Source organism: Flavitalea plasmicola (genome assembly GCF_030546645.1).
GTDB lineage: Bacteria > Bacteroidota > Bacteroidia > Chitinophagales > Chitinophagaceae > Puia.
The window spans coordinates 505,926-531,346 of the sequence record NZ_JAUOTO010000005.1 but is presented as its reverse complement, the minus strand read 5'-3'; the positions used below and the strand labels follow the sequence as shown (position 1 = coordinate 531,346).

Genomic DNA, 25,421 nt, shown 5'->3' with positions numbered 1-25,421 from the left:
GATATTCGATTTATAGGTCAATGACATAAGAAAACACCAGGCGTTGAGAAAAATCGTTTCTGGGTCCGGGCTTCTGGTCCACCGTCAGCTTGGTTTCATATTCCTCATATTCCTCAACGATGTATTTATACGGTCGCACTTGTGGCTGCTGGATTTCAATATCAGTTGCGTCGCGATCCACTATTTTGCTCTGGCTGTTGCCGTCTTTGGAGATCACCAGGAGTTTAGGGTCTTTCATCGGGTCGAATAGCTGCTCCCCACCACCGTCGAAGTTTTGTTCAGCAAACACATAGATCTTATTGGTGCCGGCCCTATCAGAATTTTTTCTGCGCGCCTTCGCATGATATTTGAAAGGGATGCCGTCTTTTATCTCGATCTTGCGATGAGGCAGGGGCTGCACGTAATCAGTAATGGTGATCTTCGAGAATGGGTAATTTTTCGTTGTCTGGTCCGGGGCGGTCTGCGATTCCACCGTATTCGGTTGGTATCGGGCGACGGCAAAGCGGATAAAAGGGAAATATAGGTTTTCTGACAGCAGCCTGTTGATCTTTACATCGATAAAGAATCTTCCGTTCTGGCCTGGTATTTCCGCCGGATCAAAGTCGACGGGAAAGATGGCCGCGCTGACAGCAGAAGGAAGATCCTTAGGATGACAAAACAGCTGACCGCTGGCATCGGGGGAGGGGTCGAATTCCAGCCCTTCGGTTTTAATATTGTCCAGGTAGCTGGCGGCGTTTAGGAACATCGTCTGGCTCTTCAATAAATTCAGGATATCCAGCCGGTCGCTCAGTTCCTGGGGTTCGGCAGCAGGGTCGACGCCAAACTGGCTGATGATGGATTCGAATTCAATCGGGACACAGGTACTGTTGACGCCATCTTCGGCCAGGAAAAATAATGCTACCTGCTCTCCCTCTCCCGAACTATACCAATCCCCGTCGAAATAGATGCGGATGGTATCCGTATACCGCTCGACGATCGTATTGCTGCCGCCGCCAACGGCCCAGGAGAGGATAGGCACGATGCGTTCAATGACAATAGGTTCGGGGCGGTTCGTATTCAACACTTTTGTCCATTTGTCTCTCGTCCCATCGCTCAGAATATCCGGCGACGAAAAGCCCTTAGGTTCTATCCAGGTTGCGGCGCCGGCAAAAATGCTGAAGTCATTCTCGTTTTTAAAATATTGTTTAAACCGGGACGGAATTTCGAGCCGGAAGTTCACCCGCCTGAATTTGGTATCTGGGAAAGTAAAGGCAAGTCCATTGAAAAAAATGTCCTTTTCCGTGGCCCCGGCCGGTGGTTGCAGCCCGCTTTTTACTACCTTTTCCACGATTTCAAGCTTGGAGCCCGTTGTCGTGGTCCGGTCGCTGACAATATCAACGTACTGTATTTCCAACGTAGTAGCTTCGGCCGTATACACCGGGTAGAGGGAAAAATACATCCGGAAAATAAAGTCCTTTGTCTCAGGCATCCGGGCTCCGGCATCGCTAAGGATCTGGCAGGGGATATGCTCACTAAATGATCCTGACCCCTGCCCATAATCATGGTCGATAAGACAGGGTTTCTGCACGGCGTGCACAAGCTGCAGCCGTGATCTCTTGACCTTGTCCACACATTCATGCAGCCAGCCTTCCATCTGTTGAAAGTAGAGGCATCCCAGCAGGAAATCCGTCTCGACGCCTTGTTTCAGCGCAAAAACCATTTCATGGCTACGGATACCACCAGGATCGGTCATTACCCTGGGCCCGGGGCTTCCTATAGTAACAGGGTCCAACCGCTGGAGGCTGAGCTTGAGATATTGCCAATTCTTCCAATAAGGGTCAGCCGTAGGCTGCAAAGGGAAAAGGGTAGTCACTTCCTTTTGATATTGTTTCCTGTCGTAAAGAATTTCAAATCCTCTTACCATGGGGTCGAAGAGATAATTGATCTCCTCCTGGGACCTTTTGTAATAGATCTCGGAAGGCATAGTTTCCCGGTCGGCGTATTCGAATAATTCGTTTCGTATGGCCTCGGCCTTAAATTCGTTGCCAAGAAAAGGATCCAGCACGCCGTGTTTTATGACAAATTGCAGGTTGGCCTTCGGAGGGCCGATATATCGGATGCTGATCTGCTCGGTCGTTAATTTACCATTGCTATAATAGGCCCGGATCACTAGTTTTTCGACGCTCTCTCCCCAGCATTTATGATTCCAAACGAGATTTTTTTTCTCCGGGTCGCCGGCCACGCGCTCGTATCCGCTGTAGATCCGCATGCCAGGGATAAGAATGGGCGTGTTGACGGGATCCTGGCGCTGGTATTGAATGGGGGTAGTCCAATAATTGTCTATCTCTTCCTGCGGAATGACGTACTCCTCCCGGTAGCCCGAATTATTGCCGCAGAGATCGACCACCCGCAGCCGGAACCGATAGTAGCCGCCGAACCGTAGGGGAACCAGGCTGCAATCGGGGGGCACCTCCGTGATCACCAGCGGCGCGGGATCACTGTCGTCATTATTCTTATGCTGGACATCTTCATGATCGCCGATCTGGGGGCAGACGAGACTCCAGTCATTCCACCGGAAGAGCTCCTCATCCACATAAGTGAGACCCGACTGACTGGCTTGCGTGGACTCCATCAGCCATCCTTCCGCAGTGCCTAAGGGGGTTTCGGCCCATACACGGCGTTTACTCGCACACACACAGTAGAACTCGTCCCGTCGGCAAAGCGAATCCATCAGCAGGAATTTTCGTCCTTCGACACGAGCAACGTCTACCCGGTAGCCCACGTGCAAATTGTGTGAGTACACCAGTCCTTCCTTGACTCCCATCAAGGCATTTCGGATGGCATCGTTTAAACGGTCGGATTGGGCATCCGGGTTGGCATTTTTCAGACTGGCTAGAATGTGCCTAAGCCCTTTGATGGAAAGGGCGATCCCGTTGGATACATATTCGTTGCCCGCCGAAGAGCTTCGCGACTGGCCCGCCATCGTATTCAGTTCCTCCTGCATCGCCTGGGAATTTGCCTGGTCATCCGCAGGCTGCCCGTCATCTTTGGAAAAGTTCTTATTGTTGCGCACGATATCGCCGATCTTCGCCATAAGTTGGTCCTTATCCACCAGGGAGGGGGTCAGCCCGTAATCAGCACCGGCATTATTCTGATCGTTTCGCACCCGGACAAATCCATGATCTACCTGGAAATATTCCTGCCCAAATTCCGGACTTACCCCCGGAGTAAATACTTGTTCTTTCCTGTCGAGCTCAAAACAAGTGTACGGGCATTTGACATCGATTTCCCGGTCGAATAGGACCTCGCGAATATGCCCGGGCACGTCCTTTGGATCCAGGACATCCAGTTCAGTTTTTTCATCGACTTCGAATTGGTCCCGAAACTTGTCATCGAACTCCAACTGAAGGAATTTCAAGGTATCATCCGCCGATCGGTCAAGCAGACGCAGGAGTTCCTCGTCGCGTATCTTGTCGAGGTCGACCGTCACTTCCCATATCCACCCGGTGTTTCGCAGCAAGAAGGGATAATTGGAATAGGCGGAGAATTTCTTATGGAATTCTCCCATTTCATAACTATTTTGTTGTTCCAGATCCTGCGCCGAGATCCGGATGGAAAGGTCAATTAACTGCCTTCGGTAATCTTCGTTTAAACTATTCATCGTGCCGGACAGGTTCTTTATCAGCCGGCGATGCATATTATTCACCGGGTTATCTTTTAAAAGGGGGTCTTGCAGCACAACCTCCGGCTCTTTTTGCTTCAATTGCTGCAAGTAAAAAATAAACGAGGAGATCTCACTTTTTGTTTGCCGGAAAGCTTCATGGTCAGGATGGTAAGGGTCCGGGGTATCGTTGTAGTCGCCGGACGAGAGCAATTCTTCAATGGTTCTGTCGATGGCCGCCGAAATATTGTTTTTTAGTTGTTTCCTTCCCAGGATATCAGCCAGTTCGAAATCCACCTCATTGGTCAGCCATCCGCTGACGGGAGTTTCCGGCCGGAACATTTGCTTCCACAACACCTCGGAAATTGGATTTTCTTTTGAAAGGGGATACCCGCCGTCGTTGTCGGAATAAAAGAAAGACCCGTCATCAAAACGGTATCGGATGCGAGGATCCTGGTTTACTTCAACATGGATGGCGTCTTTCAGCGGTCTTCCAATGGGATTGGTATATCCCACCGTACCATCTTCAGCTACGACGTATTTAAGGAAAAAGAAGTTGAGCCCGATGAGGCGCGTTTTCAGATGATCGACAAATTTTGGCCAATGATAGATCTCGTAATAATCGCTGAGGAGACCCGAGTCCGGAAGCCGGGGAGACAAAAATACATGAAATGTAATGCAATTCGGTTTGGGTCCCATCCTGGTGGGTATAGCTGTAGCGATGATCTTTGTATTTTTTCCCATACTACTGGTTGGTATTGCAGGTTAATTTATAGCACCGGCAGAATTTTGTCCATCTGCTGCCGGCATAGGTTTTCTTAAGCCCATGCTTTTTGTTGATCCACGCTTCTTCCCGGTAGTCCGCTTGCTCGATGTACAAAGGCGGGTCAGTGTCCCTCCCAGCCACCAGGTAGGCCTCATAACGGACAGGCGGCCTGTTCAGGGAGGTATCGGAGGGTGACTGCCGGGAGTCCGTTCCCGCCAATCGTTTGGTATAGCTCAGCGTGAACGATTTCTTGAAAAACCCGATCTTGATGGAATACGAAACGCTGGCGATGCCATATAGGCTGGAACCACCCTGGTATTGCTGGTAGTGGAGAATAAGCATGAAGAGCACTGACACCGTAATAAAGCCGAAGACGGTAACAGAGCCGCCGCAGGAAAGGGTACAATAAAGGTCGATAGTGGTGTTCCCGATATCATCCCGGGTATATACAAAGCGGATGCCCGCCATCAAAAAAGCCTCCCCTTTTGCAATGGTCAGGTCGAGAGCGAAATATCCCCCGAATTCAATGCCGGTATCGATAGACCGGAGGTATTTTGGCGTAGTTTCAATAACGAAATGCCCCCTCCCGCCATAGATGCCGGCCGCAACGACGAATTTATCATCCGGCCCGTTGATTCCAAACATAGCAATGATGGGTGTGGTCGATTTGCTGCCGCCAATGGACAGGGGAATGATCACCCCCACCCGGAATTTAAGATTGGCCATCGTAAAAGCGCCGCCGCTGATGGCAGGAAAAGTATACGCATATTCCGCGCTGATCTGCTGAGGCGTGATGTTCAATACGATGCCCGTGCCGGGTACCTGGATATTTTTTGACAACGCCTGCAGAAAAGCCAATTCCTTTTGAAATTGTACGTCGGCAATCTTCACAGAGACCTTGTTCTTAACATCGTTGTTCGTCAATATCTCGAGCTTCTCAAAGGACACGAGCAGCCGGTCGTCAAAAATACCGACACTGAAATCGGTGAGCGCTGTGCTGGAATAGAACTGGCCGCCAGTGGTCAGCTGCTTTTTGAAGAAGGCCGTCAGCCGGGAAGCTTTGCCTGCGGATTTGTTGTAGAAAGCAAAAGGCCCGAGAGACACGGGCTGTAATTTTTCCGTGATGAATTGGTAGGATATTTCTTTCGTTCGACGGTCTATCTTCGGCAACTCGAAGCCCACCCCCAGGATGTCCTTGAGATGGATGGACCCCAGGATCTTGGCCTCGAGTCCTTTGAAATAATCCTGGGCCTGGATCTCGATCTCCTTCACATTGCTCTTGATCTGTTCTTTGGCCTCCTTGCCCATCAAGATCAACGCCTGTTGGGCCTGCCGGAGATCATTGCCGTGCTCATCGATGAGGGACTTCAGGTCCCCGAATTGTCGCTTCAGATTATTTACCACCTCACTGTTGGCGTAATGATCGGCTGCAGCCTGCAGCTGCGCTTTTGCACTGTCTTCCAGCTGCCGTCCTTCTTTCTGTGCATTTGCCAGGATGTTGGTGGCGGCATCGCGACCGTCTTTCATATAGGTCATAAAGTCGGCGGCCAATTCGGGGTTCACCAGCCCGCCCAGTTCATGCGCTATTTCGCGCATCGAGGTTTTTACGAGCTCTTTCGTGTCGGCTTTTATCTCTGCGAACACCCGGGCTACATTATGCTTGGTCTCGAGTACAAAATCGTCTGCCTGGTTTTTGTAGTAGTCTTCGGCAAACTTCATCCGGATGGGGATCTCCTTGTGGACTATATCCGTGATGGTCTGCACATACACCTGGGCCGTGTGCATCTGCGGAAAGCAGGCATAGTCCTGGTGAAAATCGAACAAGATCTGGCCTTCCGCCTGACGATAGTTGTTCCGGAAGATAATAAAGTCGGTTTTCAGATTGGAGATCTTCGCATTTTCCTTTTGGTATTCCTGCCGGAAATCTTCATATCGTTGTTGCCAGTCATCCGGGAATTTAATGATAATGGCCGCTTTCATTTTCTCCAATTCCTCCTCTACCCCGTATACGGCGTAGCCTAGTTCTTTCCCATAAAGATCGATTCGGCCTTTGAAGCCGGCTTCAGTAGACCGGATGGTCTCCAGCGCGTTTTTTATTTTCGCTCCTTTGGCGTCAAAGTCCTTGATAATACTGCCCCTGACGGCAAGCGGGATCGCACGTAGAAACCGTTGTTTCTCCGTTTCAAAATAATCCTTAACCCGGTAGCTCTTCGCGGCAGCAAGCACATTATTCATTTCGTCGACCATCTGCCGGATGGCGGCATCGGCATTGGCGAGAAAGACATTGATCTGGTCGCTTAGCCTCTTTATATAATCATCGATAGCCGTCTGTAAGGCATCCCAGTCTGCAAGTGTGCGAAGTCTTGTTTGTATATCATCGGCCAACCCCTGCAGCGACCGTTTGATCCCGTCCGGGTCAGGCAATGGGTGGAGGCTATTTTGCAGGGCCTGGATGATCGCCAATGCCTGTTGTTGCGCGGCGCCGATGTTTTCCCAAATGACTGCGCCGATATCGAGAATGCGCTTCTTAAAGATCATATACTCTTCCATGATCTCGTCCTCGATCTGCCAGGCTTTGGCCCGGATACCTGACTCGATCTGCGCCAGCAGCGCCGTGAGGATATCCCGGTATTGGTCTGCAATTCCAAGTTTGAACTGGCCGGAAGCGTTCTCGATCTTATGCCAGAAATTGCCCGATGCTGCTATAGCGCCTTGATACTCCGTGATGGCATGGTCAATGCTTTCAAGATCCAGCAGGGTGCCGGCGCTTAACTGGGCGATCCTGGATTTAATATCGTCGCCCATAGCAAGAATGTTCCTATCGAATTGAAGAGGGTATTTGGGCGTGTCGGAGACCTTATCCGCCAATGATTGACTTAGCAAGAACAGTTTGCTTTTGAATGGACGTTCCTTGCCGTGCCAGTCTGTTGCGATGAAATCCCATTCCAGGTCCAGCAGTTGAGGCGTTTTGGCCCAAAATGCAAGGACGGTATCTCCATCCAGTACATTATTTATCCGATCATCCTTGGGGTCCTGTATCCTTTTGGGGGTCAGACTGCCAAAAGTGATCTTTTTATAGGAAGTGTTGTATTTGTAATTGTCGGTCTGATAGCTCTTGATATTCTTATTATTGTCATAAAGTGAATAGTCTTTCTCCATTTCCAAAGGCATCAGCAGCGTATAGTATTCCAGAATGGCCACCCCTCGTATGGTGCGACGCTTGGTGCAGGAGACGACCAGCATTTTAAGTCCAAAACACGAGTCGACAAAGAGGTGGGCGACTTTTACCTCCTGGTCTCTGCCAAAAGAAATGGATTGACGCCAGCCGAAGAGATTGATGCTATCCGTGTCCGCATGGGTATTCCGGAATTTCATTTCAGTCGAGATACCCAAGGGTGTAAATGCCATTTTTCGGGTGCTGGCCTTTATGTGGAAGCGGAGGTAGGCATCGACGAGGTTTTTCCTGTCGTCCTTGGAGGGCAGGTATAAGGCTTGGGGACCCTTTAACGGTTCATCATAATAGACTCCTACAAGCAACAATTGCATCAGGTTGTCGCCGCTGTTTTGGAATTCCGCCGCCACGAGAGGGTTCTCCTTGGTTGCGTTGGGCGCATTCTTGTTCACTTCCGGTTTTGCAAGGGTCAAGGCTGCCTGTTTGATTCGCTCCACCTGTAGGGTGGCCATCCATAGCTCGCTGGCCTTCACCGGGCCGGCCGGCATTTTTTTCAAGCCGTTGCTCGTAAAGTTCCATCTAAACCTGAAATGGGTCTGGTCGGGTAAAGCCGGGCTGAGCACAAGTCCCCAGGGAACTTCGATAGCCGTAAAAGGAGAAGAATCGCCGAATTGCCGGTCCTTCCAGGAAATGGAAAGGTGTTTTTCCTTTGGAATATTCTCTGGATCGAACGTATTTACGCCGGCGGCATTCTTGGTATAACCAAGCGGGTATTGATTCTCTGCCTTTGTTCCATCCAACTGGAAAATATAGTCTCTTATATTTTTACGTACGATAAGATTGAAATGCGCAGCGTTCCAATTCATGAGCTCTTCAACTGACTGCCGGAGCCTGCCCTGGGATTTGGCGGGCAGGCGGTCGAAGAAAATGCGGAACACCAGGAAGCTATAGCCGGAGATGGTTGTACTCGCATAAACAGGGGATGCAAGGGGATGCTGACCGTCGATTTTAAACGATTCTTCGGCAATGTGCTGCTGAGGCAGCCTCACGACCATATAACTTTCACGTTGGTCGTAATAAGGATCGTCCGAACCGTATTTTCTTGGGCTTATCCAACCCTCGCTCTCGGTGACATTGATAAAATAGAACTCCAGGTGCAATAGGTTCTCATATTGCATAAGACGAACAGCGTGTTGCACGAATTTAGAAGTATCGGCTTTGTGAGCGCCCGCGACAAGCCCTGCGATAACTTTCGCACCCGGCAAAATGGTGAGACCCGTTAGCGAAATGCCTTTCAGGAAAGCTCTTCTATGAATAGTAGGTTTACCAGGCATGGGGTTATTTTTTTACTTCGGTTTTGGTATCCAGCAGTTCTTCCTTCTCGTCCAGGTAGACGACTTTGGGTTCGGGAATATCGTCTTTCAACGCCGTCGCAAAATATCTGGGGGCTGTTCTTTCCAGGGCGATAAAGGGCGTTATCCACCTATAAGTTCCCGCCTGTCGCAGGTTCGTAGTTGGTGATTCGACATCCTGCCAATGCCAGTTATTCCGCCTTTTATAGACCAAAAAACGTCCCCCCGGAAAAGAAAGCGCCGAGACGCTGTCCTTATGAGCCAGGAGCTTTCCGTTTTGAATAAAATATAAATTTTTGAGTGAGTTGTCATTGACATTTTGCCCTGTAACGACGATCGACACGGCCATGAGTTTTCCTTTTTTCTTTATAGGGGGTGGGATCTCATAATAGTGCCGGTATATGCCGAGAGAAGAGAACGCGACACCGGGAAGGGATTCGGCCGCCCCCCCCGGTTTGCCGATAGCTGGTAACAGCAAGGGGTCTCCCCCGGGATCGCTAACTACTACGGCAGCTTTGTACACAGGGAAAATATCCTGGTCATACGAAAGTTTCAAATCGCGATCCACGGTATCCAAATGGGTGCCGGCCCATTTGAACAGTCTCCAGATACGCGCAGGAGTCCGGTACTTGCAGGCAATCAGATTGGTATCCTTTAGCCTGACCAACGCATCGACTTCTTCTCCAGCCTGCCAGGGAATAGGGTAGCTCGTGAAATTATTGAGTGAAACTATCTCGTAAACACCCTTATCATCCTTGACGATGCCGTAATCCTGGTCTTCAGCGAAATCCTGCGCGGCTGTATACGGGCCGATAGAATCCAGGTGCCCCCCGGCAAAACGGAGGTACCAATACCTGTTGTTTTTGTTCACCAGCAGTATATTATCAGGCTGGGCGCTGATGGAAGTATAAGTAGTATAATTCAGTTTGTTCACCAGCAACAGCAGGGGGCCGGCCGGAACGCCAACAACCTGGAAAACATCATCTTTGAAAGGATAAAGGTAGGCGCTGTCGGGTACCTGGGGTAATTGGACGCGATTACCACTGATATGCAGGTAGCAGGGTTGCTGCTTCCCAGTCTCGGTTATTCCAATATAGTCATGGACAAACTTATCTTGATGCAGCACATCGATGTCGATCGTAGTAGCAGCATCAGCTGTACCTGGATATCCGGGCCATGTACGATAGAATAGCGCTTGTTTTCCCTGGATCGTTTTTTTATAGAGAACACCGGAGAGAGTGCTGCTGATGGAATAGTCAAAAATAAAATCAAAGGTGTCTTTTATCAACGGCTTCTGCGCCGTGGCGTCATAGAGGATCCAGGAGTCGGAGACGGAATCGGCTTTTATTTTAACAGGAATAGCCAGGTGGTTACTTCCGCCGATGTCTGCCATTTTGCCGGAATAAAGGTCGACGGTGCTATAATTTCTCAGCGCCCGGATGTAGTCAGCATCCTGGGCCTTGGCAGCCAAAACGGCCAGCTGTAAAAGACATAAAAATATCCTGTACCGGAACATATGGATGTCGGTTTGAGTTTAGAGATATTATTCATCTGACGGGCAGAGCTGGATCAGATACAATTACACAGGGGGATACGGCAGACGTATGACAGCGGTTATGACAGGAGCACATATCAGACTATTCGGTGAATTTAAAGGGTTTGAGACAAGGAAATTAGGGTGTTTTTCACGTTTTTCAGACCGGGAAGAATGAATACCTTCTCCTCGTCCACCACTGTAAAATGCCATCTTTAAATATTACCTATCCCGTATTTATACCCTAAAAAATGAGTTTTTATACCCCATTCGCGAAAACGAAACGCCGATACCTTTACTGCAACATGTTTTTCTTCTTTTATTAACTCTCTAAACGCTATTCTATGGCTGAAGTATCGCTCGAATTCTACCGCCGGCTGAGTAAAAAGCTGCTGATCGTTATAGCAATATTGCTGGTTTTACTAGGTATAAGCATTTATTACCTATACAGAAAGGAGGCGCTTTTATATTCCGTCGTCCACAAACCAAGCTTTGTAGACCCAGTAGACCCGGCTACTGCCTATAAGATGGTTAAGAACTACCGTGATATCCCCTCGTTTCCGGTTACCACCAAAAGGTCATATGGTGTTTATTACACGAAAGAAGAGATATTGCATTATGTCAACGTTACGTACGACAGTGTTACTAATTTATATACCTTACCCGATCATTGCACCTGGGTCGTTGGGTTCTATTTTATGAAAAAGATAGATTCTGTCACGCACAAAAGAATGGACTTTCTTGTCATCCCTGCCGCCTATGACACTATTGACCACATAGTGTATGATTATATCGACAGTGCGCATAGATATCGAAGGACAAATTCGGCGCAGGACCCTGTAAACCTTACCCCCAATACTATTCCGGGCTATGATGCCGGTCACCTCTGGCCCTAACTTGTATAAATTCCTGGTATGTTCCCATCGACCTTATTAATTGAGCTGATTTGTTTTCTGGCAGCCGTGCGATATTTACGGAAGGATAAAGACATTCATTGGTACGCCCTGATCTGGTTTATGTTGGCAACGACGCTTTTGGACGGCGCGGGCTGGGTGATAGCCGTCTTTTTCAAAAGACACAATCATTGGGTTTACAACATCGAGCAGCCGGTGGAAGTCTTTTTCATCGGCTGGCTATTTTACAAATTATATACAGGCAGCTTCCACAAGACACTCTGGCTGTCTGCGGCCGCCGTCCTTTACACTTTCATCTTTCTGTCGGAAGGATACCTTTATAATTATGAAATTTACATCGATCTCAGCGATTCCCTTGCTGCAGTGATCTTTGTAATTGCATCCGGGCTGTTCTTTTTTCAGCTGCTGCAAGCAGAATCTTTTGTCGATCTTACCACCCATCCGCCATTTTGGCTTGTCACTGGTATTTTTTTGTTTTATTTTGTGAGCACGGCTATCAATATTTTTTTCACGGAATTGATGGAGATCAACATCGCCAAAGGGATCTATCTTCGATATATAATATTGACAGTTTTAAACGGCATCCTCTATGGGTCCTGGATAATTGCGTTCAGATGGAAGTATCGACAAACCAAATTGTCCTCTTAGTAAGCATCATCACGCTTATTTTCCTTTTGGGAGGCTGCTTCCTGATATTATATATCGGCTTGTACAACAAAAGAAAAAAGCGGCATGCCGAAGAAAAAGAAAAAATGAAACGGTCTTTTGAAGAGGAGCTGGTTAAATCACAAATGGAAGTACAGGAGCAAACCCTCCAAACCATCGGTTCAGACATTCATGACAACATCGGCCAGCTGTTAAGCCTTACAAAAGTGACTTTAAGCACTATCGCCATCGGCGGCGGCTCGCCTAAAGAGCAACATAAGATCGACACCGCCCTGCATCTGCTAGGCATGTCCATTAAAGACCTCCGGCAGCTTGCCTCCGTCGTCCATGCCGAAAACCTGCTGAAGGAGGGCCTTGAAAAAGCAATAGAGAACGAACTAGGCTGGTTAGCTAAAAGCGAGCGCTTTGAGATCACGTGGCGCTGCACAGGAGATCGAAAGTCCATGCAAAGCCCCCAAAAAGAGCTGATTGCTTTCCGTCTGATCCAGGAGTTGCTGAACAACATCATCAAACATGCGGAAGCAACAGCGATCAACGTAGATTTCCAATACCTCGAAAAAGCCTACGAAATTCAGATCAGGGATAATGGAAAAGGCTTTGACGTCAGGCAGGCCGTGGCCGATTCACGGGGTATGGGCTTGAATAATTTATTTAAGAGGGCGCAAATGATCGAAGGTGAACTAACCCTCACCTCTGAAGAAGGGAAAGGAACCACGGCAACCTTAAACATTCCTCTATAAACCAAAAAGTATGGAAAACGTAACGCTGGCCATCGTTGATGATCATACACTTTTCAGGGACGGGTTGGTCAACTTGTTAAGAGAATATGATTTCATAGAAGTGCTGTTTCAGGCCAAGAGTGGAATACAATTGAAAGAAAACCTTCAAAAGAAAAATTTACCGGACGTCATCCTGATGGATATCAATATGCCCAGCATGGATGGCCATGAAGCCACTCGTTGGCTGAAGAGCAATTTTCCGGACATCGGGATCATTGCGCTCACCATGCATGAGGATGAATCGAGCATCATAAGGATGCTCCGCAATGGAGCCGGCGGATATGTATTGAAAGAATCCAATGCGGACGAACTGGTTCGCGCAATTTCATCCGTAAAAGCCACCGGATTTTATATCAATGATCTTATTTCAGGTAGACTAATGAGAAATATCAAAGACGATAGATCAGAAAAGGAAAAACAGCTAAGTACACGCGAGCTTTGCTTTCTCGAGCTTTGCTCAACCGAGCTAACATACAAAGAGATTGCAGATCAGATGCATGTAAGCCCAAGGACGGTGGATGGCTACAGGGAAATGATCTTCGACAAGTTTCAGGTGAGGTCCCGCACGGGAATGGTGATTTATGCCATCAGGCATAATATAATAAAAATAGACGGCTGATTTCCATAGAACATTTAGAAAATACGCTTCGTGGAAACATCCTTTTCGAATCAAATCATAGGTCGCCCAAAAAGATCTTTTTCACTACCGTCGGTTCTCCATTGATTCTGTACTTCCGCCCCGATCCCACGCAGGAACTCATATGTCCTTGCTTGCCTATGGGTGGGGCATTCAGAAAAAAGGCATCCGGCAAATGCAATCTTTTTTCATTGGCAAATATTTTACTGGGTGTTTCTGAAAATCGCTTACCATCCAGTAAGGCGCCCAGGGGGTGCGGGGATATGTATTCATGAATGGCAATACTTTAAAAAGGGGGCTTGTTCCATTTCGGGAACCATTTTTCATAAGGATACAATTTTCCATGCTCGGAAATACCCGTGAAAACACTAATGTCGTTGATCTAAGCAAAATGGATGTTTCAGCGGGGGGGACAATAGTCCGCAATCACCATCACAGGCAATGTTGTCAACAATTCCTTTACTGGCAAAGCAGATCCATTGGATAGTCCAAAAGGAAGATGTGTCCTGTATATCGGCAGAATATCAATGAAGAACCTGTAGTAAGCGCAGTTGTTGAGAAAGGGTGTTTTTCCCGTTGCGTTTCCTGAAGACGCGGGCTATATTTATCTCATTTAACTTCAGACTTACCTAACTATGGTAAATAAGGTCAGATATCTGCTTTGGGGGTTGGGAATTTGCTTAGTTTTTGGGGTGGCCTGCCGGGACAAAAAGACGCCTGTCCTGCATTTTTGCACGCGGCTGAAAAAAGTGAAGATCTCCGGAAGACAGCCCGCTTTTGCACCCAATTATATCCGGCAATGGGGCCAGCATAAAGAGATTAGGGTATTTCTGCTGGACAGCGCCCGGCCGATAAGCGCAAGGTTGCTCCGGACGGCGGCTGCCTGGTCCAAATACTGTAACGTTACCTTTACGCTGACCGAGAAAAAGCCCCTTTCGGATATCCGGGTTACATTCCGAAGCGGAGGCTATGCTTCGGCCGTTGGCAAGGAGGCCAATGAGTCTCCTTATCTCAACGGTCCAAGTATGTTCCTGGAAGGTCTGGACACTCTTTCCGATGATGCCGAGTTTACTCGGGTTGTTCTGCATGAATTCGGGCATGCCATTGGCCTGGAGCACGAACTCCAAAAGTCCACGGTAAAAATACCCTGGGACACCGAGGCGGTGGTGAGTTACTATAAGGACTTGTATAAATGGCCCAGGGAGGAAGTCTATCGGAATATTTTCGACCAGTTCCCCGTTGAAAAGCCGTATGAGGAGTTTGACTCTACCTCAATTATGGTCTATGCGGTCCCGGCAGAACTAACGATCGGACATACCTTTTCCATCCCGTGGCCGAAAGGCCTTTCTTCTACCGATGAAAAAGATATCGGTATTTGGTATCCCATTAAAAAATAACCATAAACCAGTGATATGAAAAAGAGCCATTTTTCCGGACTTATAATGCTTCTGCTGGCCGGAAGTCAAGTGAGCGCACAGCAAAAATTTACTTATGATCTCACTAATTTGCCTCCGGAAAAAACCGAGTCGGTGAAATTCAATAAACCGTTTCAAATCATTGTCAACCACGTAAACAAGAAGGTGTGGAAAGTGGATGATGCGAAGACGGACGCCAACCTGAATACTACCGTGCCGGATGCCCTGACAGGGATTAAGGCGCCTAGTTTTCTTTTTTTACACGGCTTACCGGCAGCCCCGGCACTGGCGCAGACGCCGGCCAAGGACAAGGCAACGCATGGTAAGGAGACCCATCCAAAAGAATCGATCGAAATTGCCTTTGAGGAGATTCAACATTGTGCTGATAAGTTAAACGGCGCTATTCTTTTTTATAACAAACTGAGCGATCTGGCCGAAGTTTGTGACCCTGGCGTCGACGTTCCGGGAATGGCAAAAACTCTTGCCCGCAACTATTTGTCGGCAGCGGATGCGGGTCAGACGCGGAGTCAGCTCTATAAACAGATGAAGGACACCTTATTCGGCTTGCGGCCCAGGGCTGAAGAATTGGTAGCATGGCTAAAGAAGGCCATCCCAGAGTATATTGAGACGGTGAATCATCAGGTTGATCTTGCCATTACCGAGGATGAAAAGGGAATTGCGGAGCTTAAAAAGGAATTGAGTAATCCGAGGCTTAGCAGGGATGACAGGAAAAGCTTCGAAGAGAAACTGAAGGGGTTTGAAGATGACAGGCTGAAGCAGGTGCAGGGTAAGGAAGGATTCAAGAAGGCAGTGTCCGAGTTAACGGACAATCTTGGCGAGGCGGAAAAGACGGTGGCGGACATGTTCGATTTCGACAAAGACAATAAGCTCTTTACGATTGTCAAGCAATTCAGCGTTACCGCCAATCCGGCCAATTACATTTACACTTCGGATGTGTATATTCCTAAAAAAGACCAGACGACTGTCACGCTGACTTTTACACCCCAGGATCTTACTGATTGCGATATTCCCGATAAGAAGAGTACTACGCTTACTTTCAATGCAACAGGGGGACTGAAGATCGACTTCAGCACGGGCCTGTTTGTAAATGGTGGAAGTGAAGATTTCCTAGGTCGCACTTATTACTATCAAAATTTGACCGACACCACCCGGCAGATTATTTCCGCACAGCGGGGCAAACGACTGATGCTTTCAATTGGCGGACTGGTACATTTTTACAAGCGGTCACCGAGCGTGGTGAAATTAGGCGGGAGCATCGGCGCCAGCACTACGGCGGATTTCGATGACCTCAATTTCCATATCGGGCCTTCGCTGATCCTGGGAAATAAGAACCGGGTTATACTTACGGCAGGGATGACCTTGAAGTCTTCCAAGGTACTGGATCAGCAGTTACAGATGAATACATCTTATGCTGTGAAGGCTTCGCCGGATGATATACCGACGGTGTCGGTATTTCCTAAGGTGGGATGGTTTGTGGGGGTGAGTTATAATTTGAATCTGGATTTATAGGCTTTCAGGCCGGTCGGTATATCCTTCCCTGTTCCTTCTAATGTTGAAGGCGTTCTTGGAGCTCACCGATATTATCTGGCAAGACTTTTATCAGGAAGTCGACTACTAGGAGTTTGACAGACGGGGGATGGGAAAGGGAAAGAAGAAAGACCTACCGAAGAGCATGCGTCTGCTCTCTGCGCCGTATGATGCGGTGAACTATCTGACATTGGATGTACAGACAGGTTCGACGGATGGCAACGAACAGGAGTTACCGTTGAAACATTTGCCGAAGGTGGAACGAGGAGACATTTTACTGTTGGATCGAGGGTATCCCGGCACGGCACTGTTTGCCGGCTTACAATCCGGCGGCATTCATTTCATCTTACGGATGTGGGAGCATTGGTTGCAAGTCAGGGAGTTTAGAGTCAGCCGGAAGCGTGATACTATCGTAACCTTGACATTGCTGGACAAGTACTATGACCGCTTCAGGCAAGAATTTCCCAAATCACCGGCTTATATCTATTTGTACCCCTGTCCGTCAGGATCCGAAGCAATGGAATTTGATGGTCATCAAAGAACGGCAGGACACGCTCATTGAAAATATCTGCAGAGGTAATAGCATGCTTGGTCTCATAGAGTTTGGCAAAAGCCATGCGGGCTGTAAGTGTCGATAAAGGTCTGCTTGCAAATGCGACCGACGCCCTTGATATTGCCGACATGGTAAGTATTCTGGGATCCGAGATATCCAGGGTGCTCGGTTTCAATCTCTCCAAACGACTCCCGGCGCTCCTCCCATCACCTCACCACCACCACCGTCCCCTTCATACTAAACACGCCCCCCGCCGGGCATCGCATCTCGATGAAATAAGTATACACCCCGGTAGGGCATGGCTGTCCTTGTATCGTTCCATCCCAGCAGTTGGAGGGATCCGAGGCGATGAAATGGGATCTTTCGAAGACCTTCTGGCCCCAGCGGCCATAGATCACGAGATGATCTACTTCCGCGATCCCCTGGATGACAAATCGGTCGTTATGGCCGTCGCCATTCGGCGTAAAGCCGCTGGGCACCCCCACATGGGCCGCGTCACAAGCCAGTTTGACGACCACCGTATCGCTGGCGCTGCAGCCTTCGCCATTCGTTCCCGTTGCGATATATTGCATCGTCTTTTTCGGCGTGCAGACAGGGGCTGCGCAATCCGCGCAGCTGAGATACTGTGCCGGGCTCCAGGTCCAGGTGACATCACTGCCCGCGTTGGCATTCAGCGTGACGGAAGCGCCGGCCAGCACCTCGACATCCGGACCGGCGATGACAGTGGGCACGGGCAAGATGGTAATATTAACTTCCGCGGTATCGCTAAAGCAGGAATGGGCATCCGTACCCGTGACAGTATAAACGCCGGAGCGGTCAGGCCTTGCCACCACTTCGGCGGACTGGGTATTGCTGAGGCCGTTGGTATTGTCGATCCAGGAGTAGCTGTACGCGCCGGAAGCATGCAAGGGCACGCTTTTTCCGGGGCACAACGATGCCGTGACGGGCGTGACGGTAAGGGACAAAGGCTGTATCACTTCGACGGCAACATGCCCGGTGTTCTGACAGCCGATGTCGTCCGTGACGGTCACCTGGTAATCTGTATTGACAGCAGGGGAGGCCACGGGTGCAGCGATATCCGCGCGGTCCAGCCCGAGGACGGGCAGCCAGGAATAGGTTTGACCGCCGGATGCAGTCAGCGTCACCGAGCTGTTAAGACAGACAAAGGCCGCTGCCGGCGTCACCGACACCACAGGGGGCGGATGGACCTGTAGGCTGATGCCCGCATCAGCAGAGGCAGTGCAGCCATCGACATCAGTGACCAGTAATTTCAATTGATAGGCGCCGCCTCCCGTATATACGTGCGTGATGGAAGCATCGGTCCCGCTGGCCACGCTACCGTCCCCAAAGTCCCAGGTATATTCCACAGCGCTGACAGCCGTCGCCTTCAATTGCGCCTGCTGCCCGGAACAGATGGCAGTGGCGGCTGCAGTCAAAGCCGCCGTGGGCTGGTCGACGGTCACTTGTTGGATATACTGCCCCGATAGTCCATTGGCGCCGCTGACGGTGAGCGTGACGGTGTACTCACCGGCCTTTTCGTACACATGACTGGGCGTGTTCAGCTCGTCGGCGGTAGTCCCGTCGCCAAAGTCCCAGTGAATGCTGGTGTAGTTGACGGAGTGGTTGGTGAATTGCACGAGCAAAGGTGGACAATGACCTTGGGCCACATAGGAGGCTGAAGCGCTGAAGCTGGCGCCGAAAGGGTCTACCACGATGGTCGCCGTAGCCGTCGAGCTGCAGCCCGTCACAGGGTCCTTTGCCGTCAGGGTCACCGAATAGGTCCCAGCCTGCGTATAGGTATGCGAAGGACTCGCATCAGCCGCGGAGGTCCCCCCGTCTCCAAAATCCCATGTCCAGTCAGGATTACTGCCAAAGCTATTGGTCGTATTGGAGAACGAGACGGTGCTATTCAGTGGCACCGTCGTTCCCGACGGTGTGAAGCTTGCCTTAGGCCCGTTGACGGTCACCTGTGCTATCGCGGTAGGCGTGGTAGCGCTGCAGCCGGAACCATCCTGCACCGTCAGCTTCACGGTATAGTTCCCCGGCTCCGCATAGTTATGCGAAACAGTCCCTCCCTGTGCGGACGTTTGGCCGTCACCGAAATCCCAAAGCCATGACTGGATGGAATTGCCCGCGCTGACCTTCGAGGTGTCCTGCAGCACCACCGGTGATTGAAAGCAGGCATCGTCGGCGATGATCTCATATCCGGCGGCGGCGCCTTTGATGGTCAGCGGAACAATATTGGTGGTATCGGCACATCCGAAATGAACGGAGGTAGTGATAAGCCGCAGACCGCTCTCTCCCCCTTCGAAATGCGTAAGCTTCCCGGAATAGACATTGCCCCATTGGAAATAATCCGGTGTTGCCGTGCCCTGAAAATCCCTGTTGTCGCCGTATTGGAACCGCGCGGAATAATTGCTGGAGGAGATGCCGGTCCAGGGGTTGATGTCATAATTCGACACGCTGACGGCCAGGGTGCCGTCGGGACAAATAGCCGCCTGGTCAGCGGTAAGTACGGGATGTTGTTTCTTGAAGATATCCACTTGGTCGGAGCCCGATATATTGCAGGTGCCGTTTCCTCCACTGACGCTCATGAAATAAACGCCGTTATCGGCATACGTATGCGTCAACTGTGACACCGTACCATCCGACCTGGCAGTATTTCCATCGCCGAAATCCCACAGCAGGCTGGTAGTGGCGCCACCCGGCGTGAAATGGAAGGTCACCACATTGCGTTCCCCGTCGCAGGTGTTGCTGAACCCTGTATACGCGCCCACCGGGGGTAGCACGGTGATATACCCCGTCTTTTCAACCGTGGTCTGGCAGGCGGCATTCTGGGCATGCAGCGTTACGGTATATACGCCCGGGGTCGTGTACACATGCTGCGGGTAAAAAGAAGAGATGCTGCCATCGCCGAATTCCCAGCTGGACCAGAGGGCGTCGGAGGCATACAGCGACGGTGACTCGAACAGCAGGTTCGTATTGGCACACACCGTGGTGGATGGAATGGTGAAATCCAGGTTCAGGGGGCGTGCCACGATGGTGTAGAGGGCGTTGGAGACACCGGTGCATCCGTCTTTGGTGACATAGTTCAATACGATGATGTATTGCCCGATGGCACTAAAGGTATGCGTGGGGGTCGGCGCGGTAGAGGTAGTTCCATCCCCAAAGTCCCAGGTCCATGATTGCAGCAGCTCGAGATGCTGGATCTCATATGTCTTGGTGATTGGGGCATTGCAGGAAGATTCGGGGGCGCCGACAGGTTCGTCGATATAGACGACGGGCGGCTTGACAGACACCTGCTTGGTCATGCTGGCGCTGCAGCCATTGGCGCCAGTGACAGTGAGCTGGACGGTATACACCCGGTAGTTGGTATAAAATTGATTGGAGACAGATGGACCCTGGTGTACGATGGTGGGGAAAGGGTCGGAGGGATCATAATTGAAATTCCAGTCCCACGCCACGGCCCCGGCAGTATGGTCCGTAAAATTCACTGCAGCAGGGGCGCCGCATTTGCCCTGGACATCGACATCGAAGTCGGTGAGCGCAGGCGCCGTCCCGATGGTGATTTGCTTCGACAAGGTCTGACTGCAAGCGCCGAACGCGTCGGTCAGCTTCACCGTATAGATACCCGGACTGGGGAAACTTGCATCGAAAACAGGGGCAGTGCCGGTGCTCCCACCCACCAGCTCCCAGGCCCGGCTATCCGGACTGGGCAGGCTCTTGTCGGAAAGGGTCAGCGTTGCGCCCTGGCAGCCTGTAGCCGGCAGATCGAAATCGGTTTTATAATTGGCTACGTTGAGATAATCGGCCTGCGTGACAGTGGCGGAACAACCGTCCCCACTGGTGGCGGTTAGTTTGACACTATAAGTGCCTTTCTGCCAAAAGGAATAGGAAGGATCAGCCTGTGTGGAAGTATGGCCATCTCCAAAATCCCAGAGATAGGTCAGCGCCCCGGCGCCCGTGCTGGTATTGGTAAACTGCACGGGATCGGATACGTTACAAAGCACTTTTTTGTCGGTGGTGAAGGCAGCCGTCACGGATGGCAGGATCTTCACGATGCCCGTCTTGGTGAGGATGCTGCTGCAGCCATTGCTATTGGTTACGGTGAGACTGACGGTTGCATCACCCGCATGTTGGTAGATATGCGGTTGAACTTCACTCCCCTGCTGAACGACGCCGTCGCCAAAATCCCATAAGTACGCGCTGATAGAGCCACTGCCGGCGGTGGAGGCGCTGCTGAATGGTACAGAGGTGGAGACACAGGCGGAGCCGGAGCTGGTGGAAAAATCGACTGCAGGCGGCTGATAAACGGTAACAGTATGCGTGGCCGTGACAGAATTCGTCCCATCCTTTACAGTAAGGATAACGGTATAATTCCCTTCATCGACATACACCGCTTCGGGTGAAGCAAGGCTGGCAGTATTGCCGTTGCCAAAATCCCATAGGTACACGGCATTGGAGGACGCCCCTGTCGTTTGGTTGGAAAAATGGACGATCAATGGCCGGCAGCCACCCGTCTTGTCACCTGTAAAATCCGCGTGCAGCTGTCCCGAGACGGAAAGTGAAAGCAAAAGGGGGATAAAGCACAATAACAGGGAATAGGGTCTGGTCATGTCCGGGAGGTCGTCCGCTAAGATAGAAAAACATTGCAAAAAAAGCGAATAACACCTTGCCGGGTGATCGTCCCGGCAAGGATCCCGCCCCCTACGCCATCACCACCTTCCTCGCCGTCCTCACCCTCCCATTTCGGGGCACCCTCCTCGACCACGCCCTCCCTTCATTGATCAGCACGTGGATCTCCACGTCCATCGATTTTCCGGAAATGACCAGTTCATTGTCATCCTTCCAGGTCATGTCCAACGCAACATCGGCGACATTCACTCCGCTGGTGCTGCGGCTATAGATCCAAAGCTTGAACTTGATCCGGCCGCCTTCCACGACCAGCACATAATAATCCAATCGGGTCATGTCCGCATGTACGCGCAGGGTGGCCTGAACGGCGCCCCTCGTCACCGACTGGCAGGCAAATTCGAAGGAAGGTTCACTGTGCAGCATGCGTTTTCTGATACTTTCGAGGACGCCGGCATCCAGCTTATATTCCAGGGCAGCCACCCGTAACAAGGCGGCATGGATCACTTCCAGGAAGGCCTTGCTCCTACCTTCACGACCTTTAGCAGCAAGGTCCTCCGGCAAGGAATAACGCGTCGCGACGGCTATCTTTTTTCCGGGATATTTTGTCACCCCTTCATCTTTGTCGGCTCCCACCAGGGTAATGTCGATTCGCTTGTAGTGATCGAGCCCGCAGGCATGCAGTAAGAACGAATAGATCAGGCAGAAGGCTTCTGCTTCCGGGCCCGCGATGGCAGGGTCCGATGTTGACGTCAGATGAAGTTGTGTTCTCATATTTAGACAGTTAGTATGCTATCAGCATAACCCGTTGCAAATGAAAGGCATACGGGTATAACAAAGAGATAAGGCCTGCTCATGGATCAAAAGGTTTAATGATATATGAATTTACTCCTATAACGCCCCTCCAGGCTGTCAATAGAAATCAAATGGATTGTTAACGGAATCTAAACGGCAGACGCTGGGATTTGTCCCAAGGAAAAATTTATTTGTCTCCTACTGTCATATGTAATACTATTTTTAGTAATATTATAGTACGAAAACTACACTCTCTAAAAGTGGGCAACGTCGTCCGATCTGTCAGGTCCGCGTCCAGGAGCTTCCTGGACTGGCTGCATATCACGCTGGATGCAGCAGTGCTTATTTTGCTCCTTCTGGTCTATTACACCCTGTTCACCAACAGCGCTTCCGATCTCGCTGATATCCTGCTGGCGTCCCTCTCTGTGCTGGTAACCATTTTTTCGCTTACGCCCGCTGTCAACCATCTGGGAAATGTAAAGAAGACCTGCGCAAAGGTCCTGTTCCTGGTTATCCTCGTTTGCATCTTTTTGTTAGGCCAAGCGAAGTAATGCTCACATCGTGGGATTCTGCTCCACCAGGGTCCAGCGTTGAAGATCACCCGTCTGCTTCGTTTCCAGGATGATGGAGCTATTGGTGGCGCCGCCCGGGTCACCAGGCGTCAGGTAAAGGTCCGTTCCCTTCACCCGGATGTAATACTGCTGATCCCCGGCGGCGATCAGCTCATATTGCTGATCCTTCAAAGGCTGTTCCTCCATGGCCACGCCGGCCTTTGCCTCCCCTTGCAGGGGCTGCAGCGTCTTCCCCGAAAAGAGGTTCTTCAGCGTATAGCCCCCTTTGTCGGCCGGCTGAAAATGCCACGTCACGCATTTCCAGTTCACGGGCGAATACGCAACGATGGGGGTGCCGTTCGCGCCGTTGGCATCCTTGATGCGGACATACTTGCCCGTGTGCACGTTCTTCAGTGCGAAGTCTCCCTTAATGGGGAGCGTTTGTGTCCGTCCCGGCGATAGAGCCAGCGACAGGACCGTCAGTGCTATGATCAGTTTTTCCATATGTGCTGTTGTCCTCCTCTTCCGGCGTATCCAGGTCCGTCAGGTGCTTCGCCGGGATCACCTTGCTCACCCTGGCTTCGAGTCGGCGGATGGCCTCCATCCTTCCCATGATCGTATAACCCTTCCGTTCACCCGACTGCAATTTATACATCGCATCCCGGTAAGCCGCCCCCGCCCCGTTCAAGGCCTCTTCGATCCTGTCCATGTCCCCTATGAAATCCACGAATTTATCATACAGGGCCCCGCATTGTTTAAAGATCTCTTCCACGTTCTTCACCTGGTTCTCCTTCTGCCACAACAAACGCACTACCTTCAGGGTCGCCACCAGCGTCGTGGGCGTGATCAGCACGATCTTCCGGTTCAGCGCCTGCGTAAAAAGCTCTCCGTTCTGGTTCATCGCCAGGGTCAGCGCCGACTCGATGGGCATGAACATAAAGATATAGTCCGGCGTATGAAGGCCCGCCAGCGATTGATAATTCTTATCCGCCAGGGAACGAATATGGTCCGAGATACTTTTTACATGCTGCTTTAAGAATCCCGCTTTCTGCTCCGGAGTGTCCGCATTGAAGTAATTGCTGTAGGCCGTGAGCGACACCTTGCTGTCGATGATGATATGCTTCCCGTTCGGCAGCCGCAGGATATAGTCCGGCCGCCGCACCCGGTCCTTGTCTTCGTCGACATACTGTTCCTCCCGGGTGAAGTCGATGTATTGCTGCAATCCCTCCGCCTCCAGGATCATGTTCAATCTATCTTCCCCCCAGTTACCCTGGATCTTGACCTCCGACTTCAGCGCCGTCGCCAGGTTGCGGGCATCCTCGCTCAGCTGGGAGTTCAGCTTTTCCAGCGACTCGATCTCTTTCTTCAGCGAGGTGAGGTCGGCAATATCTTCCTTCCGGGTGTCTTCCACTTTTTTGCGGAACTCGGACAGGCCGTCCTTAAAAGGCGTGAGGATGTCGTTCAGCTCCTTCTTATTGGTGGCCACAAAGGCCGTTTGCCTGTCCTCCAGGATCTTTGCCGCGATGTTCCGGAACTGCTCGTGCGAGAGGTCGTGCATGCTTTGCAGCTCGTCTTTAAATCCCGTGATCTTCTCCTGCAGGTGCTTTTCATTTTGCTCCAGCACGGTGAGCTGGTTGGTCAGCCCCGAGAGCTCCTGCTCCTGGCTGGTCAGCTTTGCTTCTGCCAGCGCTAATTTTTCCTGGACAAACCTAAATGACTCCAACGCAACGTACCCCGCGGCCACCTCTTCCCGGGTGAGGCGGCTGTTCACCTCCGCCGTGAGCCGGAGGAGGCTGGCCTGTATGGCCAGCCGGGCCAGCAGATAGCCGAGGGCACTGCCGGCGACCAGTCCTATGAGGAGATAAAAGATGGTTGGCATAATGTGTTTGTGCAGCCAATATACGACGTTAGAAATAATATGCAAATGCTCTTATTAAATCCTAAGTAATTGTACCTACTAATTATAACTGTCCCCTAAACCTCTCCCGCTCAGGCGTCCTTTTTTCCTACCTCTGTGTTTTAAAGATCAAAACTCATCATCTATGAAATTGCTTACCATCTTGTTAGTCGCGGCTGCTTCCTTCTGTTTTGCCAGCTGTGGCGATACTTCCGCCAACTCCAACACCCAATCTACTGCATCATCCGCGCAGGCAATCCAGGTGACAGCTACCGAATATGATAAAAAATACCACGACAATGAAGTGGCCGCCGATAATTTATTCAAAGATAAGAAGGTCGCCATCACGGGTACGGTGGAAAGCATCAACAAAGACATCCTCGACGATGTATATGTCCAGTTGACAGGAGGCGAGGTCTCCATGGGCGTGCAATGCCATTTGACAGATGGGCAGAAGGCGGCCACCCTTAAAAAAGGTGCTGAAATTACGATTGTCGGTACGGGTGGTGGCATGATGGCGACGATCCCTCAGTTGAAGGATGGGGAGATACAGTAAATATTGTATTTTTG

General features: G+C 50.6%; 16 protein-coding genes and 1 pseudogene. 9 read left to right on the top strand and 8 right to left on the bottom strand.

Features of this window, described 5'->3' with window-relative positions; translation table 11 throughout:
- Window positions 1–10: 10 nt before the first annotated feature.
- The 3 genes from Q4E93_RS20540 to Q4E93_RS20530 are packed head-to-tail and all read right to left on the bottom strand — an operon-like array spanning window position 11 to window position 10,446.
- A complete protein-coding gene (locus Q4E93_RS20540) occupies window positions 11–4,384 on the bottom strand; it encodes a hypothetical protein (protein WP_303588430.1) in 4,374 nt (1,457 codons plus the stop codon).
- Between the two features lies 1 nt (window position 4,385).
- Complete coding sequence (locus Q4E93_RS20535) at window positions 4,386–8,912, bottom strand: F0F1 ATP synthase subunit B family protein (protein ID WP_303588428.1); 4,527 nt, start codon at window positions 8,910–8,912, stop codon at window positions 4,386–4,388.
- 4 nt (window positions 8,913–8,916) lie between these two features.
- Entirely contained in the window at window positions 8,917–10,446 is a 1,530-nt protein-coding gene (locus Q4E93_RS20530) for a hypothetical protein (RefSeq protein WP_303588426.1), read from the bottom strand.
- Window positions 10,447–10,808: 362 nt separating this feature from the next.
- On the opposite strand from Q4E93_RS20530, the gene Q4E93_RS20525 reads away from it, so the two are divergent.
- The 7 genes from Q4E93_RS20525 to Q4E93_RS20495 all read left to right on the top strand — a co-directional run bounded on the left by Q4E93_RS20525 (window position 10,809) and on the right by Q4E93_RS20495 (window position 16,985).
- Window positions 10,809–11,360 (top strand): hypothetical protein, encoded by a 552-nt coding sequence (locus tag Q4E93_RS20525; protein ID WP_303588425.1) that lies wholly within the window; start codon window positions 10,809–10,811, stop codon window positions 11,358–11,360.
- A gap of 18 nt (window positions 11,361–11,378) precedes the next feature.
- Window positions 11,379–12,026, top strand: a complete 648-nt coding sequence (locus tag Q4E93_RS20520; RefSeq protein ID WP_303588423.1) for a hypothetical protein — start codon at window positions 11,379–11,381, stop codon at window positions 12,024–12,026.
- Window positions 12,027–12,130: 104 nt separating this feature from the next.
- Window positions 12,131–12,784: a sensor histidine kinase gene (locus Q4E93_RS20515; RefSeq protein ID WP_303588422.1), complete on the top strand. Its 654-nt coding sequence runs from the start codon at window positions 12,131–12,133 to the stop codon at window positions 12,782–12,784.
- A 10-nt stretch (window positions 12,785–12,794) separates the two neighbouring features.
- Complete coding sequence (locus tag Q4E93_RS20510; RefSeq protein ID WP_303588421.1) at window positions 12,795–13,442, top strand: response regulator transcription factor; 648 nt, start codon at window positions 12,795–12,797, stop codon at window positions 13,440–13,442.
- 653 nt (window positions 13,443–14,095) lie between these two features.
- Window positions 14,096–14,857 (top strand): M12 family metallopeptidase, encoded by a 762-nt coding sequence (locus Q4E93_RS20505; protein WP_303588419.1) that lies wholly within the window; start codon window positions 14,096–14,098, stop codon window positions 14,855–14,857.
- A gap of 15 nt (window positions 14,858–14,872) precedes the next feature.
- Window positions 14,873–16,405: a hypothetical protein gene (locus Q4E93_RS20500; protein ID WP_303588417.1), complete on the top strand. Its 1,533-nt coding sequence runs from the start codon at window positions 14,873–14,875 to the stop codon at window positions 16,403–16,405.
- Between the two features lie 127 nt (window positions 16,406–16,532).
- Complete coding sequence (locus tag Q4E93_RS20495) at window positions 16,533–16,985, top strand: transposase (RefSeq protein WP_368501886.1); 453 nt, start codon at window positions 16,533–16,535, stop codon at window positions 16,983–16,985.
- Here the strand turns inward: Q4E93_RS20495 and Q4E93_RS20490 are convergent.
- The 3 genes and pseudogenes from Q4E93_RS20490 to Q4E93_RS20480 all read right to left on the bottom strand — a co-directional run.
- Window positions 16,912–17,167, bottom strand: a pseudogene (locus Q4E93_RS20490) (IS481 family transposase); the annotation flags it as partial. The gene Q4E93_RS20495 and the pseudogene Q4E93_RS20490 overlap by 74 nt on opposite strands.
- A 15-nt stretch (window positions 17,168–17,182) precedes the next feature.
- Window positions 17,183–21,592 (bottom strand): PKD domain-containing protein, encoded by a 4,410-nt coding sequence (locus Q4E93_RS20485; RefSeq protein ID WP_303588413.1) that lies wholly within the window; start codon window positions 21,590–21,592, stop codon window positions 17,183–17,185.
- A gap of 91 nt (window positions 21,593–21,683) precedes the next feature.
- Window positions 21,684–22,382: a hypothetical protein gene (locus tag Q4E93_RS20480; RefSeq protein ID WP_303588411.1), complete on the bottom strand. Its 699-nt coding sequence runs from the start codon at window positions 22,380–22,382 to the stop codon at window positions 21,684–21,686.
- A gap of 281 nt (window positions 22,383–22,663) precedes the next feature.
- On the opposite strand from Q4E93_RS20480, the gene Q4E93_RS20475 reads away from it, so the two are divergent.
- Window positions 22,664–22,954 (top strand): hypothetical protein, encoded by a 291-nt coding sequence (locus Q4E93_RS20475; protein ID WP_303588409.1) that lies wholly within the window; start codon window positions 22,664–22,666, stop codon window positions 22,952–22,954.
- Window positions 22,955–22,957: 3 nt separating this feature from the next.
- On the opposite strand, the gene Q4E93_RS20470 is transcribed toward Q4E93_RS20475, so the two are convergent.
- Both Q4E93_RS20470 and Q4E93_RS20465 read right to left on the bottom strand, forming a co-directional pair.
- The gene (locus Q4E93_RS20470) at window positions 22,958–23,458 is read right to left on the bottom strand and encodes an RICIN domain-containing protein (protein ID WP_303588408.1); all 501 of its coding nucleotides are present in this window, start codon (window positions 23,456–23,458) and stop codon (window positions 22,958–22,960) included.
- Window positions 23,382–24,833, bottom strand: coding sequence for a DNA recombination protein RmuC (locus Q4E93_RS20465; RefSeq protein WP_303588407.1), 1,452 nt, complete (start codon window positions 24,831–24,833; stop codon window positions 23,382–23,384). Before Q4E93_RS20465 ends, Q4E93_RS20470 begins: the two co-directional genes overlap by 77 nt.
- 163 nt (window positions 24,834–24,996) lie before the next feature.
- Between Q4E93_RS20465 and Q4E93_RS20460 the strand changes: the two genes are divergently transcribed.
- A complete protein-coding gene (locus Q4E93_RS20460) occupies window positions 24,997–25,407 on the top strand; it encodes an OB-fold protein (RefSeq protein WP_303588406.1) in 411 nt (136 codons plus the stop codon).
- The last annotated feature ends 14 nt before the right edge of the window (window positions 25,408–25,421 follow it).

Excerpts from the sequence above, each read along its gene's own strand:
- Q4E93_RS20485 (WP_303588413.1), bottom strand. The coding sequence starts at position 21,592 with ATGACCAGACCCTATTCCCTGTTATTGTGCTTTATCCCCCTTTTGCTT.
- Q4E93_RS20515 (WP_303588422.1), top strand. The coding sequence starts at position 12,131 with ATGAAACGGTCTTTTGAAGAGGAGCTGGTTAAATCACAAATGGAAGTA.
- Q4E93_RS20525 (WP_303588425.1), top strand. The coding sequence starts at position 10,809 with ATGGCTGAAGTATCGCTCGAATTCTACCGCCGGCTGAGTAAAAAGCTG.
- Q4E93_RS20505 (WP_303588419.1), top strand. The coding sequence starts at position 14,096 with ATGGTAAATAAGGTCAGATATCTGCTTTGGGGGTTGGGAATTTGCTTA.
- Q4E93_RS20495 (WP_368501886.1), top strand. The coding sequence starts at position 16,533 with ATGGGAAAGGGAAAGAAGAAAGACCTACCGAAGAGCATGCGTCTGCTC.
- Q4E93_RS20520 (WP_303588423.1), top strand. The coding sequence starts at position 11,379 with ATGTTCCCATCGACCTTATTAATTGAGCTGATTTGTTTTCTGGCAGCC.
- Q4E93_RS20465 (WP_303588407.1), bottom strand. The coding sequence starts at position 24,833 with ATGCCAACCATCTTTTATCTCCTCATAGGACTGGTCGCCGGCAGTGCC.
- Q4E93_RS20535 (WP_303588428.1), bottom strand. The coding sequence starts at position 8,912 with ATGCCTGGTAAACCTACTATTCATAGAAGAGCTTTCCTGAAAGGCATT.
- Q4E93_RS20460 (WP_303588406.1), top strand. The coding sequence starts at position 24,997 with ATGAAATTGCTTACCATCTTGTTAGTCGCGGCTGCTTCCTTCTGTTTT.
- Q4E93_RS20540 (WP_303588430.1), bottom strand. The coding sequence starts at position 4,384 with ATGGGAAAAAATACAAAGATCATCGCTACAGCTATACCCACCAGGATG.
- Q4E93_RS20500 (WP_303588417.1), top strand. The coding sequence starts at position 14,873 with ATGAAAAAGAGCCATTTTTCCGGACTTATAATGCTTCTGCTGGCCGGA.
- Q4E93_RS20530 (WP_303588426.1), bottom strand. The coding sequence starts at position 10,446 with ATGTTCCGGTACAGGATATTTTTATGTCTTTTACAGCTGGCCGTTTTG.
- Q4E93_RS20470 (WP_303588408.1), bottom strand. The coding sequence starts at position 23,458 with ATGGAAAAACTGATCATAGCACTGACGGTCCTGTCGCTGGCTCTATCG.
- Q4E93_RS20480 (WP_303588411.1), bottom strand. The coding sequence starts at position 22,382 with ATGAGAACACAACTTCATCTGACGTCAACATCGGACCCTGCCATCGCG.
- Q4E93_RS20510 (WP_303588421.1), top strand. The coding sequence starts at position 12,795 with ATGGAAAACGTAACGCTGGCCATCGTTGATGATCATACACTTTTCAGG.